Source organism: Delftia acidovorans SPH-1 (assembly GCF_000018665.1).
Classification (GTDB): domain Bacteria; phylum Pseudomonadota; class Gammaproteobacteria; order Burkholderiales; family Burkholderiaceae_C; genus Comamonas; species Comamonas acidovorans.
In genome coordinates this window covers 463,033-478,398 of sequence record NC_010002.1, presented here as the reverse complement: position 1 = coordinate 478,398, position 15,366 = coordinate 463,033, and the positions used below count along the sequence as shown (strand labels likewise).

The following is a 15,366-nucleotide window of genomic DNA, read 5'->3' as shown; positions in this document are numbered from 1 at the left end:
CCATCCATCAACCCTTTTCCGTGGAGATATGCCATGCAGCATCAGCACACACAGACCCCCAGCGATCGTCCCCGGTTCTGGCGATCGCGCTACGGCGTGGCGTTCCTCATCATCGCCGCTGTCGCCGCGTATTTCCTGCTCAAGGAGCACACGGCACATGTTGCCGGCTATCTCCCCTTCCTGCTGCTGGCGGCTTGTCCGCTGATGCACCTGTTCATGCACCGTGGTCACGGCCACGGCGGACACGATCATGCCGCGCGTCAGGGTGAGGAAGGTGCCGCACCCGCCAAGGAGCAGAAGCAATGAGTCGCGTGCTCGCACCGTGCGAGCACGCGACGCCGCGCTTGTCTCCTTGCGCGCCTGCGGCCTGCTGCGATCACCAGACACCAACGGTTAACGGCGGAGGGCACTTGTCACTATGAATTCACCCAGCAAGTCTTCAGGACATGAGCACGCAGGCATGGCGGCGGGTGCCACAACGTCCGGCCCGCATACGCACCACCATCACGCCAGCCATGCCGGCAGTGACGACGCGGGCGGGTCCTCAAGCCACTCGCAGCCCGATGCCGCGACGCGCGATCCGGTGTGTGGCATGGCGGTCACGGCGGCGTCGGAGCACCGCTCCACGCACTTGGGGAACACGTACTTGTTTTGCAGCACCGGATGCAAGGCCAAATTCGACACCGATCCGGCGCGATATGCCAGCGGTGGCGCGGGCATAGGCACAGGCAGCGGCCATGCGCCGCATCACCATGCCAGCACCGCAGTTTCACCGGCCCCGGCGGCATCGCCAACCGCACCCGGAACGATCTACACCTGCCCGATGCACCCGGAGATCCGCCAGGATCATCCGGGAACCTGCCCCAAGTGCGGGATGACGCTGGAGCCCCTGCTGCCCGACCTCGACGACGACAACCCGGAGTTGCGTGACTTCTCGCGTCGCTTCTGGTGGACCTTGCCGTTGACGCTCGTGGTCCTGGCGCTGGCGATGCTGGGCGAGCGGCTGCACCTGATGGACATGGCTACGCAGAGCTGGGTCGAGTTGGTGCTGTCGTTGCCGATCGTGCTGTGGGCCGGCTGGCCCTTCTTCTCCCGCGGCTGGCTGTCCGTGGTCAACCGCAGCCCGAACATGTGGACACTGATCGGCCTGGGAACGGGTGCGGCATTCATCTACAGCGTCGTGGCAACCGTTGCGCCGGAAGTGTTTCCAGCCTCCTTCATGTCCATGGGACGGGTCGGCGTGTATTTCGAGGCCGCCGCCGTCATCATCTCGCTGACACTGCTCGGCCAGGTGCTGGAACTCAAGGCCCGCTCCCAGACTTCGGCGGCTATCAAGTCGCTGCTGGGGCTGGCGCCCAAGACCGCGCGGCGCATCAATGCGGACGGCAGCGAGGAAGACGTGCCGCTCAGCCATGTGCACGTCGGCGACCTGCTGCGCATCCGACCCGGCGAGAAGGTGCCGGTGGATGGCATCGTGCACGAGGGCAGCAGCTCGATTGACGAATCCATGCTGACCGGCGAACCGCTGCCCGTCAGCAAGCGCGCGGGCGACAAGGTCATCGGGGCCACACTCAACACCAACGGCGCGCTGGTCATGCGTTCGGAGCGGATCGGCTCGGACACCGTTCTATCGCAGATCGTCCAGATGGTCGCCCAGGCGCAGCGTTCCAAGGCACCGATGCAACGCATGGCCGATGTCGTTGCCGGCTACTTCGTGATGGCCGTCGTCGCCATTGCGGTCACGACGCTCTTTGTATGGGGATTCTTCGGGCCACAGCCCACCTGGGTCTATGGACTGATCAATGCGGTGGCCGTCCTGATCATCGCCTGCCCGTGCGCGCTGGGTCTGGCCACGCCGATGTCGATCATGGTCGCAACGGGCCGTGGCGCCACGCAGGGCGTGTTGTTCCGCGATGCCGCGGCGATCGAGAATCTTCGCAAGGTCGATACCCTCGTCATCGACAAGACAGGAACCCTGACCGAAGGCCGACCTGCTTTCGATCAGGTCGTCGCAGCACGCGGCTTTACGAACGATGAGGTGCTGCGTCTTGCGGCCAGCCTGGACCAGGGCAGTGAACACCCCCTGGCCGACGCCATCGTGCAGGCCGCGCGTGCCCAGGGCCTCCAACTCGTGAAGCCTCAGAGCTTTGAATCGGGAACCGGCATCGGCGTGCGCGGAAAGGTTGAGCACCGGCAACTGGCGTTGGGCAACACAGTGCTGATGGAACAGTCTGGCGTATCGGTGGAACCGCTCGTACCCCAGGCCGAAACTCTGCGCGGCGAAGGGGCCAGCGTCATGTACTTGGCTGTGGACGGGCAACTCGCGGGTTTGCTCGCCGTATCCGACCCGGTCAAGGGCAGCACCCCCGAGGCCCTGGCCGCGTTGAAGGCTGCGGGCCTGCGGGTCATCATGGCCACCGGGGACGGGCAGACCACCGCCAAAGCCGTCGGTGCACGCCTAGGCATCGACGAGGTGCATGGTGAGGTCAAGCCGGCGGACAAGCTCATGTTGATCGAGCGGCTGCAGAAAGAAGGCCGCATCGTCGCCATGGCCGGAGACGGCATCAACGACGCGCCGGCCTTGGCGAAGGCAGACGTGGGCATCGCCATGGGAACGGGAACCGACGTGGCGATGAACAGCGCTCAGGTCACGCTGGTCAAGGGCGACCTGCGTGGCATTGCTGTCGCTCGCACGCTCTCGGTGAGTACCGTGGGCAACATGAAGCAGAACCTCATGTTCGCCTTCCTCTACAACGCGCTGGGCATCCCCATCGCCGCCGGGGTTCTCTATCCCCTCACGGGCTGGTTGCTGTCGCCCCTGATCGCAGCATTGGCGATGAGCCTGAGTTCGGCATCGGTCGTGGGCAACGCCTTGCGGCTGAGAGCGAGCCGACTGTGACCGAAACATCTTTCAGAACCAACAGGAGTCTGCTATCGCCCAGCGAACCGTTTCTTTCGTTCCACGCCGTTGCGAAGGTGCAAGCCTTATCTCGGCATTTCGTTCTTAAACCACACCTCACACATCCAGGTAGAAACTTCTATGACCCGTTCACATTTCATCGCCAAGCTCGTCGCGCCGATCGCTGCTGGCCTGTTCGCCACCGCCGCATTCGCGCATCCTTCGCTGGTGTCTTCAACGCCGGCCGACAAGTCGCAGGTTTCCGCGCCAGCCACCATCGAGCTGAAGTTCTCCGAAACGCTGGTGCCGCAGTTCTCCGCCGCAAGCCTTGTCATGACGGGCATGCCGGGAATGGCGAGCCATGGCCCGATGAAGATCAACGCCAGCGTCGCGGGTGCCGGCGACGGCAAGACCATGGTCATCACGCCGGCACAGGCGCTCCAGCCGGGCGACTATCGCGTCGAATGGCGTGCCGTCTCCTCGGACACGCATCCGATCACGGGTAACGTCACCTTCAAGGTGAAGTAAGCCCATGGCCGGGGATTGGTTGACCATCGTCCTGCGCCTGGCGCTTTATCTGGACCTGGCGGCGGCGTTTGGCGTCGCCATGTTCGGACTCTATGCTTTGGGCAACGACGAGCGATCCTCGACGATCTCGCGCCGCTATCGCGTACTCATTGGCGCATCCGCCGCCATCGGCATTGTCCTGTCGATGTGGGGCATGACGGTCATGGCCAAGGCCATGTCCGGCGCCCAAAGCTACGCGGAGCTGTCAACGCACGTTTTCGACATGCTCATTACGGGCACGCACATGGGCATCGCCTGGTGCATTCGCATCCTGGCGTTAGTGACGTGTGTGCTCATCGCAGTGTTGCGCATGAATTCAACACTGCGTTTTGCAGCGATGGCCGCTTCCAGTGGTGTGGCGTTGGCGACCCTTGCATGGGCGGGACATGGCGCCATGGATGACGGCGTGCGCGGATACATTCATCTCGCTTCGGACATCACGCACCTCTGGGCGGCCGGTGCCTGGGTAGGCGCATTGATCGCGTTCTTGGTGCTTGCGGCGAACAAACCAAATACCGGGCAAGGCTCAGTAGAGATCCTGAGCCGAACATCCAATGGTTTCGCTCGGATAGGTACTGTGATCGTGGCGGCACTCGTCGTGACCGGAGCCCTGAATTACCTGTTGATCGCTGGGCCATCGCTTGATCCGCTCTTCTCAACGCTCTATGGCCGCCTGCTCGTAGGAAAACTCCTGTTGTTCGGAGGAATGCTCGCGCTGGCGGCAGCCAATCGGTTTCGACTGAGCCCAAGTCTGGAGGCGGCATTGAGAACAGGCAACCACGCACACGCGGTCGTCAAGCTACGGCAGAGTCTGTTCACGGAGGCGACATTAGCCGTTCTGGTTTTGGCGAGCGTTGCGTGGCTTGGCATCCTTTCTCCCAACGGCACCTAATCCTTGACTGGCACCAAATGACAGCACATGAATTGAATGTAATGCACGGGTAAGCGATCTGTAGATCGCGCGCTTCTACATTTAACGGCGCGGCGCAAGTTGTCGTCGTTTTCACAAAGGAGTCGATCATGAAATCGCAAATTGTCATTGCCGCCCTGTTGAGCGCCCTCTCCGTGCCTGCCTTCGCCGGTCATGCAGCAGCCCAGGCAGCCAAGGAGATGGTTCCGCTGGCTGACGGGGGAACGCTGTACGTCTTCAAGGATGGAAAGATGGCACAGGAAAGTCGCTTCGGACGCGCCGTGTATCAATCCATCGGCGCCTCAGTGGCGACGAAGGACGGGCGGAACATTGCCATTACCAGCAATGAAGTTGCTCGCCTCAGCTCGCTGCTTGAACAGGAGCACGGCGGGTAATTCGCGCGATCTGCTGATGCCTCCCAATGGCGTCAGAAAGAAGTCCCAGCGCCTGTCCGATTCGGATAGGCGCATGGCCTTCGGTGACTACCCCGGACAGAAGATTCAATGTGTAGGTTCAAATAACACTTAATAGGAGATTGATTTGTGGAGCTTCGTCATCTACGGTGTTTCCTCGCTGTAGCAGAGGAGCTTCACTTTGCCCGCGCTGCCGAGCGGTTGCACATCGACCAATCTCCGTTATCTCGCACCATCAAGGAGTTGGAGGAAGAACTCGGCGCACGCCTGTTTGTCCGCACCACTCGCAGCACACAACTGACCCGCGCTGGACGGCTGTTTCTGGAGCACGTTCAGCGAGTCTTTACAGTGCTGGAGCAGGCCCGCGATAGTGTCAAGTCCGCCGCCAACGGCTTTTGCGGCCAGTTGCGTATTGCCTTGTCCGATGGCGTCACGCCTTCGCGCCTGCCGGCATTGCTGGCGCGCAGCCGCGAAGAGGACCCCGAGGTGGAAATCCGATTGTTCGAGGTGCCTTTGGATCAGCAGATCAAGGGGCTTCATAGCGACCTGTATGACGCGGGCTTCTCGATGGCAGAGGATGCAGGTGATGGCATCATCGTCACTCCTGCATGGGAAGACGAATTGATGGTGGCGGTACCAGCCCGCCATCCGGTGCTTGCCTTCAAACAGATCCCGCTGAAGGAGGTGTTGCGCCATCCGCTGGCGCTGGGCGACCCAGCAGTGTGCGAAGGCCACGCGCGCCAGGTCGATCGGTTCCTACGCACATGCGGACAAGAGCCGCTGATCGCGCAGCGCGTGGCGACCTTCGACGTGATGATGACTTTAGTCTCCGCCGGCTTAGCATTGGGCTTGGCGGGCGAGGCGCACATTGCTTCCAGCCGCGAGCCGGGAGTCGTGGCCCGGCGCTTGGCGGGCAAGCCGACTATGCTCATGACCTATCTGCTGCGCCGCGATACGGAGCCGTCCGAAATGCTGGCTCGATTTATCGAACGAGTAGATTTTATTGATTCGGCTGATGAACTCGGCATCCCCGAAGACCTTCCACGCGACCGATAGTAGGAATAAGGCTATGAACAAAGTGATATTGCTGATATTGGTCACTGCACTGCCTGCATGCGGTCCTTCTCAACCTTCGGAAACCGTGGATGCGCTCGTAGCCAATCCCGAACGCATCAAAGAGATTCAACGTCAATGCAAGGAAGACCGCGCGAAGGTTGGCGACGAACTATGTCTGCGTGCTGCCGAAGCCGCCAAACGGCGATTTTTCGGTGATCGGCCCGAGCAAAAATCCAAGTAGGTTATCTCTCGGTCGCTTCGCTGCGACGAAGTTCTCGCTGTTACCTCACTACGCCGCAATGCGCTCGCGCTTGCGGCGTTTTTATTGCTTTCGCCACTAAAGGAAATCTGACTTTTTGGGCCTAAATTGCCGCCACATCGGCCTTTGACCGACCTGCGCGAACGCCTTGATCCTCAGTGCTGCGGCACCTCTGTGTGCCGTGATCGGAGGCGAGGTTATGCAAGGGACGAACGTGCTGTTCGGTCAGATCGCCGTGGTATTCGGCATCGTGATCGCTGGCGTATGGAGCGCCACGCAATGGACAGCAGCAGCCCTTGGCTACCAGCTACGCCTTGGCTCGCCCTGGTTCGATCTTCTCGGCACACCGATCTACCACCCGTGGAAACTGTTCGAGTGGTGGTTCTTCTTCGATGCCTACGCGCCGCGCGTGTTCGATACCGGCGGCGCCATCGCGGGCGGCAGTGGCCTGCTGGCGGTGGTGGTCGCCATCGGTATGTCGATCTGGCGCTCGCGCCAATCGCGGCTGGTTACGACCTACGGCTCGGCACGCTGGGCGAACGCGGATGACATTCGCAAGGCTGGCCTCACGCAGCCGGCCGGCGTGTTCCTCGGCCAGCACGACCGCCAGTACCTGCGGCATGAAGGCCCGGAACACGTCCTGACCTTCGCGCCCACGCGCTCGGGCAAAGGTGTGGGCCTGGTGGTGCCGACGCTGCTTTCCTGGCCAGCCTCGGCCGTCATCCACGACATCAAGGGCGAGAACTGGCAGATCACCGCCGGTTGGCGCTCGCGCTTCTCGCATTGCCTGCTGTTCAACCCGACCGATGCGAAGTCAGCGGCCTACAACCCGCTGCTGGAGGTACGGCGCGGCGCGCATGAGGTGCGCGACGTGCAGAACATCGCGGACATTCTGGTTGATCCCGAAGGTGCGCTGGAGAAGCGCAACCATTGGGAAAAGACCTCGCACGCGCTACTGGTTGGGGCCATCCTGCATGTGCTCTACGCAGGCGAAGACAAGACTCTGCGCGGCGTCGCCAACTTCCTCTCCGACCCGGCCAGTCCGTTCGAGCTGACCTTGCATCGGATGATGACTACGCCGCACCTCGTGAACGAGGAAGGTGGTGGCCCACATCCCGTGGTGGCATCCGCTGCGCGCGAAGTCCTCAACAAGAGCGATAACGAACGCTCGGGCGTGCTGTCCACGGCCATGTCGTTCCTCGGCCTGTACCGCGATCCCACGGTGGCCGAAGTCACCTCGCGTTGCGATTGGCGCATCGCTGACCTGATCGCTGCCGAGCATCCGGTATCGCTGTACCTCGTGGTGCCGCCTTCGGACATTTCGCGGACGAAGCCGCTCATTCGCCTGATCCTCAACCAGATCGGCCGGCGCCTCACCGAATCGCTCGACGGCTCCGACGGCATTCAGCGCCGCCACAAGCTGCTGCTGATGCTCGATGAGTTCCCGGCGCTGGGGCGGCTCGACTTCTTCGAGACGGCCCTGGCCTTCATGGCGGGCTACGGCATCCGCAGCTTCCTCATCGCGCAGTCGCTCAACCAGATCGACAAAGCCTATGGCCAGAACCATTCGATTCTGGACAACTGCCATGTGCGCGTGACGTTCGCCACGAACGACGAGCGCACGGCCAAGCGCATTTCCGAAACGCTCGGCACCGCTACCGAGCTGCGCGCGCAGCGCAACTACGCGGGCCATCGGCTCGCGCCGTGGCTGGGCCACCTGATGGTGTCGCGCCAGGAAACCGCGCGCCCGCTGCTGACGCCGGGCGAAGTCATGCAGCTTCCGCCTGACGAGGCCGTGGTGATGGTGTCCAGCGTGGCGCCGATCAAGGCGAAGAAGCTGCGCTACTACGCGGACGCCAATTTCAAGCGTCGCGTGCTGCCACCGCCCGCGCTGGCGGATGGGCAGTACGCCGACGCGCCGCCATTGCGGCCCGACGACTGGAGCGGGTTGGCGATTCCGTCCGTGCCCGCTGCACTGGCCGCCGCGTCCGCTGATGGCCTGGAGAACTTGGGTTCGGCCGACGACGGCGGCCCGCGCCGTCAGCCCGAACTCTCCGAAACCGTCGCCTACGACTCCGAGCTGGCCGCTCCCACGGCCGACCTCGCGCTGCTCGATGACGACGACGACCTGCCGCTTCCCCTTCCTCGCCAGCTTGATCCGGCCATGCAGCGCAGCGCCCGGCTGGCTTCCCTCGACCCCAACGACGGAATCGAGCTATGAGCCACTATCGCCTCAACCTGTTCATCCAGCCGGAGCACGCCAAGCGGCTCGATGAGCTGGCCGCCAAGAAAGGCGTGTCCAAGTCGTCCATCGTCGCGGCGGCGCTCGCATCATGGCTGTCGCCCGATGCCGCCGACCAGCGCGAGGCGGCCATTGCCAAGCGGCTGGATCGCCTCTCGCGCCAGGCCGATCGCATGGAGCGCGACCAGAACATCGCCATCGAAACGCTGGCGCTGTTCATCCGCTACTACCTGACCGTGAGCACTCCGGTTCCCGAGGCGCACCAAGACGCGGCACGCGCGCAAGGCAAGGCGCGCTTCGAGCAGTTCACCGAGCAGCTTGGCCGCCACCTGCTGCGGGGCCGCAGCCTGGTGCGCGACGTGGTGGAGGAACTGCATCCCGACCCAATGCGGATGGAAGACGCGGCGGCAGCCGCGCAAGCGCAGGAGCGTGCCTCATGAGCGCCGCGCCTTCATCCCTCACCACCTCGCTCGACCGCCGCATCCAGATGCTGCGCACGGCGATGGGGCCGCTGATCGCCGCCGCGCTCGAAGACCCGGACGTGGTGGAGGTGATGCTGAACCCCGATCGCACCCTTTGGGTGGATCGGCTTTCCAGTGGGCGCGCGCCGATGGGCGCGGAGTTGCCGGAGACGGACGGCGAGCGAATCATCCGCTTGGTCGCGGCCCACGTTGGCGCAGAAGTCCATCGCGGGCAACCGCTGCTGTCCGCCGAGTTGCCCGAAACCGGCGAACGCTTCGAGGGCATCTTGCCGCCCGCTGCGCCGGGGCCGGCCTTCGCGCTGCGCAAGCGCGCCATCGGCGTCATCCCTCTGTCGCGCTACATCGAGGACGGAATGATGACCGCCGAGCAGGCGGGCTTTCTCGTTCGCGCCGTGCGCGAGCGCCAGAACGTCCTGATCGCAGGAGCCACGAGCAGCGGCAAGACCACGCTCGCCAATGCGCTGCTGGCCGAGATCGCCGCCACGGGCGACCGCGTACTGGTGCTCGAAGACACCATCGAGTTGCAATGCGCGGCCCGCGACCATGTGCCGCTGCGCACGCGCGCCGGCGTCGTGTCCATGACCGAACTGGTGCGGTCGTCCATGCGCCTGCGGCCTGATCGCGTCGTCGTCGGCGAGGTGCGCGGCGCCGAGGCGCTGGATCTCATCAAGGTGTGGGGCACCGGCCATCCGGGCGGTATCGCCACGATCCACGCCGGCTCCGCGCTCGGCGCGCTGCTGCGCCTGGAGCAACTGATTCTCGAAGTGGCGGTGAACCCGCCGCGTGCGCTGATCGCCGAGGCGGTCAACGTGGTGATCCATATCGCCGGGCGCGGGCGCAAGCGCCGCATCGAGAGCATCGCCCGCGTCGTCGGCTTTGACGGCGTGGGCTACCGATTGGCGGATTGGGAGGCGGACGCGCTGGACACGCCGTTTCCCGAGTTGTCGCCAAACCCCGATGCCGTACCCGCTGCGGCGACTTCCTCATCCCTTGACTCACTTGGAGAACTGCCATGACGCAGATGACCATTCCTGCTTTCCGTTTTTCTGCAAATCCGGCTTTGCGTCTTGCGCGGCTGCGCTGCCTGGCCCGTCCTGCGGGGCAAGGGCTGCTGCTGGCCGCGTTGCTGTTGTTCCTGGCCGGAGCCGCGCAGGCCGCCGGTTCCTCGATGCCGTGGGAAGGCCCGCTGCAATCCATCCTCGAATCCATCCAGGGGCCGGTGGCGCGCATCGTCGCGGTCATCATCATCATCGCCACGGGCCTCGCGCTCGCGTTCGGCGACACGTCCGGCGGGTTCCGCAAGCTGATCCAGATCGTATTCGGTCTGTCCATCGCGTTCGCCGCTTCGAGCTTCTTCCTGTCGTTCTTCAGCTTCTCCGGCGGGGCGGTCGTATGAGTGCCCCTGACACCTTCGCGGACGGCTTCGAGGTGCCGCTGCATCGCTCGCTGACCGAGCCGATTCTGCTGGGCGGTGCGCCGCGCACCGTAGCGATCGCTAACGGCACGCTGGCCGCCGCTGTCGGCCTGGGCCTGCAACTGTGGATTCCGGGCGTCGTGCTCTGGATCGTCGGCCATTCGCTGGCGGTGTGGGGTGCGCGCGTCGATCCGCAGTTCATGCAGGTCTTCGCCCGGCACATCAAGCACCGCCCGCTGCTGGACGTGTGAGGGGAGGACGCCGCGATGCTGAACCTCGCCGAATACCGCCAGCGCCCGGCCTTGCTTGCCGACTGGCTGCCCTGGGCCGGGCTGGTCGCACCGGGCGTCGTCTTGAACAAGGACGGCAGTTTCCAGCGCACGGCCCGGTTTCGCGGGCCTGACCTCGACAGCGCGACGCAAGGCGAGCTGATCGCCACGTCGGCGCGGTTGAACAACGCGCTGCGCCGCATGGGATCGGGCTGGGCGCTGTTCATCGAAGCCGAGCGCCGGCCTGCGGCCGACTATCCGCACTCGGAGTTTCCCGAGCCGCTTTCGTGGGTGGTGGAGGAAGAACGCCGGGCCGCCTTCGAGGAATCGGGCCATCACTTCGAGAGCGGCTATCACCTGACGTTGCTTTACCTGCCGCCGGAAGAATCCCGCGCCCGTGCAGCCAAGATGCTCTACGAGAACACACCGACGAATGGCGTGGACTGGCGCGAGCGGCTGCAAGCCTTCGTCGCGGAAACGGATCGCGTCTTTGACCTGCTCGACGGCGTGATGCCGGAAATCGTCTGGCTGGATGACAGCCAGACGCTGACCTACCTGCACACGACCATCTCGACGCGGCGCTACCGCGTCGGTGTGCCCGAAGTGCCGTTCCACATCGACGCCCTGCTGACCGACTCGCCGCTGGTCGGTGGCCTGGCGCCCATGCTGGGCGACCAGCACCTGCGCGTGGTGTCGGTGCGCGGTTTTCCGACCTCGACCTGGCCGGGGATTCTGGACGACCTCAACCGCTTGGGCTTTGCATATCGTTGGAGTACGCGCTTTCTCTGTCTCGACAAATCCGAGGCGGAAAAGGAACTCACCCGCCTGCGCCGCCAGTGGTTTGCAAAAAGGAAGAACGTCATCGCGCTGCTGCGCGAAACGATCTTCCAGCAGGAAAGCCCGTTGGTCGATACTGACGCCAGCAACAAGGCGACCGACGCCGATGCCGCCTTACAGGAGCTGGGCAGCGATCAGGTCGCCTTCGGCTATCTCACCGCCACGGTGACGGTGCTCGATGCCGACCCGGCCGTAGCCGACGAGAAGCTGCGCATGGTGGAGCGGGTCATCCAGGGGCGCGGCTTCGTCACCATCCCGGAAACGCTCAACGCCGTGGATGCGTGGCTGTCATCCATTCCGGGCAACGCTTACGCCAACGTGCGCCAGCCCATCGTCTCGACGCTGAACCTAGCACACATGATGCCGGTGTCCGCAGTATGGGCGGGGCCGGAAAAGAACGACCACCTCGACGGCCCGCCGCTGATCGTCACGCGCACCGATGGCGCGACGCCGTTCCGGCTGGTGACGCACATCGGCGACGTGGGCCACACGCTGGTCGCAGGCCCGACCGGCATGGGCAAGTCGGTCTTGCTCGCCACGCTGGCGATGCAGTTCCGTCGCTATCGCGGTTCGCGCATCTTCGCCTTCGACATGGGCCGCTCGATGCGGGCCACGATCCTGGGCTTGGGCGGCGAACACTACGACCTGGGCACGGATGGCGAAATCGCCTTCCAGCCCTTGGCACGCATCGACCGCGAGGGCTACCGCACCTGGGCCGCAGAATGGGTCGAAGGCCGCTTGCTGCACGAAGGCGTGGCGGTCGGCCCCGACGAGAAGGCGGCTATCTGGTCGGCGCTTGGAAGCCTCGCCGGTGCGCCGGTGGAGCAGCGCACGATGACCGGCCTGTCGGTGCTGCTGCAATCGAACGCGCTGCGCCAGGCGCTCGCGCCCTACGTGCTCGGTGGTGCGCACGGCAAGCTGCTGGACGCTGACCACGACCGGCTCGGCATGGCCGACGTGCAGTGCTTCGAGATGGAGGAGCTGATGCACAGCAAGGCCGCCGTCATGGCCGTGCTGCATTACCTCTTTGCGCGCTTCGATGAACGCTTCGACGGATCGCCCACGCTGCTGATCCTCGATGAAGCGTGGTTGTTCCTCGATGACCCGGTGTTTGCCGCGCGTATCCGCCAGTGGCTCAAGACGCTACGCAAGAAAAACGTGTCGGTGATCTTCGCCACGCAGTCGCTCGCGGACATCAAGGATTCGAGCATCGCCCCCGCGATTATCGAAAGCTGCGCCAGCCGCATCTTCCTGCCGAACCCGCAGGCGACTGAGCCGCAGATTCGCACGATCTACGAAGGCTTCGGCCTCAACAGCCGGCAGATCGAGATCGTCGCCACCGCGCAGCCCAAGCGCGACTACTACTACCAATCCCGCCTCGGCAACCGCCTGTTCGACCTCGACCTGGGGCCGGCCGCGCTGGCGTTTGCGGGCGCTTCCACGCCGCAAGACCAGCGCGACATAGACCGCGTGCTGCTGGACGCCGGCGTACCCGGCTTCGCGGGCGCCTGGCTGCGCCATCGCGGCCTCGATTGGGCGGCCGACCTGCTGCCCTCGTTCCCCGGCCTTGCGCCGGGTTCCCTCGCTGATCAACCCCTGGAGAACCTGTCATGAAAAAGCGTCTTGTCGCCGCCGCAATCGCGGCCATGCTTTGCACCGCCACCGCCCATGCGCAATGGGTCGTGGTCGATCCCACCAACCTCGTGCAGAACACGCTGACCGCGATCCGCACGCTGGAGCAGATCAACAACCAGATCCAGCAGCTTCAGAACGAAGCGCAGATGCTGATGAACCAGGCGCGCAATCTCGCCAGCCTGCCATCCAGCGTGGTCGGCCAGTTGCGCGCCAATCTGGCGACCACGCAGCGGCTGATCGACCAGGCGCGCGGCCTGGCCTACGACGTGACGAATCTGGATCGGGAGTTTCAGCGCCTGTATCCCGAGCAGTACGCCGCCACGGTGAGCGGCGACCAGATGTACCGCGACACGCAGGAGCGATGGAAGAACACGCTCAACGGCTTGCAGACCACGATGCGGATGCAGGCCCAGGTTTCGCAGAACCTGGGCGAAGACGAAAGCGTGCTCGCCGACCTCGTGGGCAAGAGCCAGTCAGCCGAAGGTGCGTTGCAGGCGATGCAGGCCATGAACCAGTTGCTGGCCTTGCAGGCCAAGCAGTCGATCCAGTCGCAGCGGCTCCAGATCACGCAGGATCGCGCTGCCGCGCTGGAACTGGCGCGGCAGGCGGCGGCCACGGAGCGCGGACGTGAGATGACGCGCCGCTTCCTGGGCAGTGGCACGCCGTACACGCCGCAAGCCGTCGATTTCTACAACCACTGACGAGGTGCGGCCATGAAGTACGCGCCTGTCGTGTTCGCTCTCGCGTTCCTGCTGTCCGGCTGCGATCAGCCGCTGTCGGTGGCTTCACTGGCCGCCGATCCATCCCGGTTGCACACGCTGCGCGCGCAGTGCCGCACGGGCGCGCACGACGGCGCGTTTTGCGCGCAGGTGGCCCAGGCCGACCTGCGGCGCTTTCTCTCCGGCCAGACCGGGCCGAGCGAGTATCAGACGCTAGCCGACCTGCCGCCGATTCCGCCCAGCTTCGATGAACCCGCCGATGCCGATGCGCCTGGGCAGGAGGACTCACCATGAACGACGTAACGATCATCGACCGCTTCCTCGATACCTTCTCGCGCTACATCGACTCGGGCTTTGGACTGCTGCATGGCGAGGTGGCGTTTCTGACCGCCACGCTGATCGTCATCGACATGACGATCGCCGGGCTGTTCTGGGCGATGGGCCATGCCGTCGGCCAGGGCGAGGACGTGATCGCCAAGCTGATCCGCAAGGTGCTGTACGTCGGTGCCTTCGCCTACATCATCGGCAACTTCAACACGCTGGCCGGCATCCTGTTCCGCTCCTTCGCCGGGCTGGGCCTAACGGCCAGCGGCTCGACCTTGAGCATGGAGAACTTCCTACACCCTGGGCGGCTGGCCAAGGTCGGCATCGACGCCGGTGCGCCGATCCTTGAGCAGATCGGCAACATGGCGGGCTTCCCCGAGGTGTTCGTGAACATCACGCCCATCGTCGTGATGTTCCTCGCGTGGTTGATCGTCATCCTGTGCTTCTTCGTGCTGGCGATCCAGCTTTTCATCACGCTGATCGAGTTCAAGCTGACCACGCTCGCCGGCTTCGTGCTGGTGCCGTTCGCGCTGTGGAACAAGACCGCGTTCCTCGCCGAAAAGGTGCTGGGCAACGTGGTGTCGTCCGGCATCAAGGTGCTGGTGCTCGCCGTCATTGTGGGCATCGGCTCGGGGCTGTTCGCCGAGTTTCAGGTACATCCCGCCGAGCCATCCATCGACCACTCCGTGGTCGTGATGCTGGCCTCGCTGACCCTGCTGGCCTTGGGCATCTTCGGGCCAGGCATTGCAACCGGGCTGGTGTCTGGCGGGCCGCAGCTTGGCGCGGGTGCGATGGCCGGTGCTGCGCTGGGCGCTGCGGGCGCTGCCGTTGCCGTCGGCGCCGCAGCCACGGGCGTCGGCGGCGCGGTAGCTGCTGGAGCGCGCATGGCGCCCGCTGCCGCCAAGCTGGCCGGCAGCGGCGCGCGGGCTGCCGCTGGGGCTGCCAGCAGTGCACGGTCGGCGTTCCAGGCCGGTTCCGCTTCGGCCGGCGGCGGCCTCAAGGGTGCCGCTGCGGGCTTCGGCAATGTCGCCAAGACAGGCGCTCAGGCAGCCGGGCAGAAGGTGGCCGATGGCGCGCGTTCGATGAAGGAACGTGCCGCCGCAGCTTTCCGCCAGGAAGGCACGACTTCGGCGGGAGGCGGTACAGCCGCCGCATCGGGCGGCCCAGCGTCTGGTGGTGATACGCCCTCCACCGCGCCGCAGGAGCAACCCGCCTGGGCCAAACGCCTGCATCGCCGCCAGCAACTCACCCATGCCGCAACCACCGCCGCCCACACGCTGCGCGGGGGCGACGGCGGCAGTTCCAGCCAGGGGCCGAGTCTGCGCGATTCCGATTCCTGA

General features: G+C 64.7%; 16 protein-coding genes. All 16 read left to right on the top strand.

The genetic code is table 11. The features are described from left to right. The first annotated feature begins 33 nt into the window (after positions 1 to 33). Positions 34 to 306 (top strand): DUF2933 domain-containing protein, encoded by a 273-nt coding sequence (locus DACI_RS02235; protein WP_008063316.1) that lies wholly within the window; start codon positions 34 to 36, stop codon positions 304 to 306. A gap of 154 nt (positions 307 to 460) precedes the next feature. Beyond that, complete coding sequence (locus DACI_RS02225) at positions 461 to 2,899, top strand: heavy metal translocating P-type ATPase (RefSeq protein WP_079383069.1); 2,439 nt, start codon at positions 461 to 463, stop codon at positions 2,897 to 2,899. A 141-nt stretch (positions 2,900 to 3,040) separates the two neighbouring features. After that, the gene (copC, locus tag DACI_RS02220; protein WP_008063308.1) at positions 3,041 to 3,427 is read left to right on the top strand and encodes a copper homeostasis periplasmic binding protein CopC; all 387 of its coding nucleotides are present in this window, start codon (positions 3,041 to 3,043) and stop codon (positions 3,425 to 3,427) included. A gap of 4 nt (positions 3,428 to 3,431) precedes the next feature. Continuing rightward, positions 3,432 to 4,358, top strand: coding sequence for a copper homeostasis membrane protein CopD (copD, locus tag DACI_RS02215; protein WP_008063304.1), 927 nt, complete (start codon positions 3,432 to 3,434; stop codon positions 4,356 to 4,358). Between the two features lie 128 nt (positions 4,359 to 4,486). After that, positions 4,487 to 4,771: a CopK family periplasmic copper-binding protein gene (locus DACI_RS02210; RefSeq protein ID WP_016451563.1), complete on the top strand. Its 285-nt coding sequence runs from the start codon at positions 4,487 to 4,489 to the stop codon at positions 4,769 to 4,771. Between the two features lie 147 nt (positions 4,772 to 4,918). Next, positions 4,919 to 5,845 carry a LysR family transcriptional regulator gene (locus DACI_RS02205; RefSeq protein ID WP_012202378.1) on the top strand — a complete coding sequence of 309 codons (927 nt, stop codon included), beginning with the start codon at positions 4,919 to 4,921 and terminating at the stop codon, positions 5,843 to 5,845. A 13-nt stretch (positions 5,846 to 5,858) separates the two neighbouring features. Next, positions 5,859 to 6,086, top strand: coding sequence for an EexN family lipoprotein (locus DACI_RS30870; RefSeq protein WP_016451559.1), 228 nt, complete (start codon positions 5,859 to 5,861; stop codon positions 6,084 to 6,086). Between the two features lie 217 nt (positions 6,087 to 6,303). Next, complete coding sequence (locus DACI_RS02200) at positions 6,304 to 8,325, top strand: conjugal transfer protein TraG (protein ID WP_012202376.1); 2,022 nt, start codon at positions 6,304 to 6,306, stop codon at positions 8,323 to 8,325. After that, positions 8,322 to 8,786, top strand: a complete 465-nt coding sequence (locus tag DACI_RS02195; RefSeq protein ID WP_012202375.1) for a ribbon-helix-helix protein, CopG family — start codon at positions 8,322 to 8,324, stop codon at positions 8,784 to 8,786. The genes DACI_RS02200 and DACI_RS02195 overlap by 4 nt, the downstream gene beginning before the upstream one ends. Then, positions 8,783 to 9,844, top strand: coding sequence for a P-type conjugative transfer ATPase TrbB (gene trbB, locus DACI_RS02190; RefSeq protein WP_012202374.1), 1,062 nt, complete (start codon positions 8,783 to 8,785; stop codon positions 9,842 to 9,844). Before DACI_RS02195 ends, trbB begins: the two co-directional genes overlap by 4 nt. Then, entirely contained in the window at positions 9,841 to 10,224 is a 384-nt protein-coding gene (locus DACI_RS02185) for a TrbC/VirB2 family protein (RefSeq protein ID WP_012202373.1), read from the top strand. Before trbB ends, DACI_RS02185 begins: the two co-directional genes overlap by 4 nt. Beyond that, the gene (locus DACI_RS02180; RefSeq protein ID WP_003103993.1) at positions 10,221 to 10,493 is read left to right on the top strand and encodes a VirB3 family type IV secretion system protein; all 273 of its coding nucleotides are present in this window, start codon (positions 10,221 to 10,223) and stop codon (positions 10,491 to 10,493) included. The genes DACI_RS02185 and DACI_RS02180 overlap by 4 nt, the downstream gene beginning before the upstream one ends. 15 nt (positions 10,494 to 10,508) lie before the next feature. Next, on the top strand, positions 10,509 to 12,962 hold the full coding sequence (trbE, locus tag DACI_RS02175; protein WP_012202372.1) for a conjugal transfer protein TrbE: 2,454 nt from the start codon (positions 10,509 to 10,511) through the stop codon (positions 12,960 to 12,962). After that, positions 12,959 to 13,684, top strand: a complete 726-nt coding sequence (gene trbJ / locus DACI_RS02170) for a P-type conjugative transfer protein TrbJ (RefSeq protein ID WP_012202371.1) — start codon at positions 12,959 to 12,961, stop codon at positions 13,682 to 13,684. Before trbE ends, trbJ begins: the two co-directional genes overlap by 4 nt. 12 nt (positions 13,685 to 13,696) lie before the next feature. Continuing rightward, positions 13,697 to 13,996, top strand: coding sequence for a hypothetical protein (locus tag DACI_RS02165; protein WP_012202370.1), 300 nt, complete (start codon positions 13,697 to 13,699; stop codon positions 13,994 to 13,996). Beyond that, the gene (gene trbL / locus DACI_RS02160; protein WP_012202369.1) at positions 13,993 to 15,366 is read left to right on the top strand and encodes a P-type conjugative transfer protein TrbL; all 1,374 of its coding nucleotides are present in this window, start codon (positions 13,993 to 13,995) and stop codon (positions 15,364 to 15,366) included. Before DACI_RS02165 ends, trbL begins: the two co-directional genes overlap by 4 nt.

Excerpts from the sequence above, each read along its gene's own strand:
- DACI_RS02210 (WP_016451563.1), top strand. The coding sequence starts at position 4,487 with ATGAAATCGCAAATTGTCATTGCCGCCCTGTTGAGCGCCCTCTCCGTG.
- DACI_RS30870 (WP_016451559.1), top strand. The coding sequence starts at position 5,859 with ATGAACAAAGTGATATTGCTGATATTGGTCACTGCACTGCCTGCATGC.
- DACI_RS02200 (WP_012202376.1), top strand. The coding sequence starts at position 6,304 with ATGCAAGGGACGAACGTGCTGTTCGGTCAGATCGCCGTGGTATTCGGC.
- DACI_RS02165 (WP_012202370.1), top strand. The coding sequence starts at position 13,697 with ATGAAGTACGCGCCTGTCGTGTTCGCTCTCGCGTTCCTGCTGTCCGGC.
- trbB (WP_012202374.1), top strand. The coding sequence starts at position 8,783 with ATGAGCGCCGCGCCTTCATCCCTCACCACCTCGCTCGACCGCCGCATC.
- DACI_RS02195 (WP_012202375.1), top strand. The coding sequence starts at position 8,322 with ATGAGCCACTATCGCCTCAACCTGTTCATCCAGCCGGAGCACGCCAAG.
- trbE (WP_012202372.1), top strand. The coding sequence starts at position 10,509 with ATGCTGAACCTCGCCGAATACCGCCAGCGCCCGGCCTTGCTTGCCGAC.
- trbL (WP_012202369.1), top strand. The coding sequence starts at position 13,993 with ATGAACGACGTAACGATCATCGACCGCTTCCTCGATACCTTCTCGCGC.
- DACI_RS02180 (WP_003103993.1), top strand. The coding sequence starts at position 10,221 with ATGAGTGCCCCTGACACCTTCGCGGACGGCTTCGAGGTGCCGCTGCAT.
- copD (WP_008063304.1), top strand. The coding sequence starts at position 3,432 with ATGGCCGGGGATTGGTTGACCATCGTCCTGCGCCTGGCGCTTTATCTG.
- DACI_RS02235 (WP_008063316.1), top strand. The coding sequence starts at position 34 with ATGCAGCATCAGCACACACAGACCCCCAGCGATCGTCCCCGGTTCTGG.
- trbJ (WP_012202371.1), top strand. The coding sequence starts at position 12,959 with ATGAAAAAGCGTCTTGTCGCCGCCGCAATCGCGGCCATGCTTTGCACC.
- DACI_RS02185 (WP_012202373.1), top strand. The coding sequence starts at position 9,841 with ATGACGCAGATGACCATTCCTGCTTTCCGTTTTTCTGCAAATCCGGCT.
- DACI_RS02225 (WP_079383069.1), top strand. The coding sequence starts at position 461 with ATGGCGGCGGGTGCCACAACGTCCGGCCCGCATACGCACCACCATCAC.
- copC (WP_008063308.1), top strand. The coding sequence starts at position 3,041 with ATGACCCGTTCACATTTCATCGCCAAGCTCGTCGCGCCGATCGCTGCT.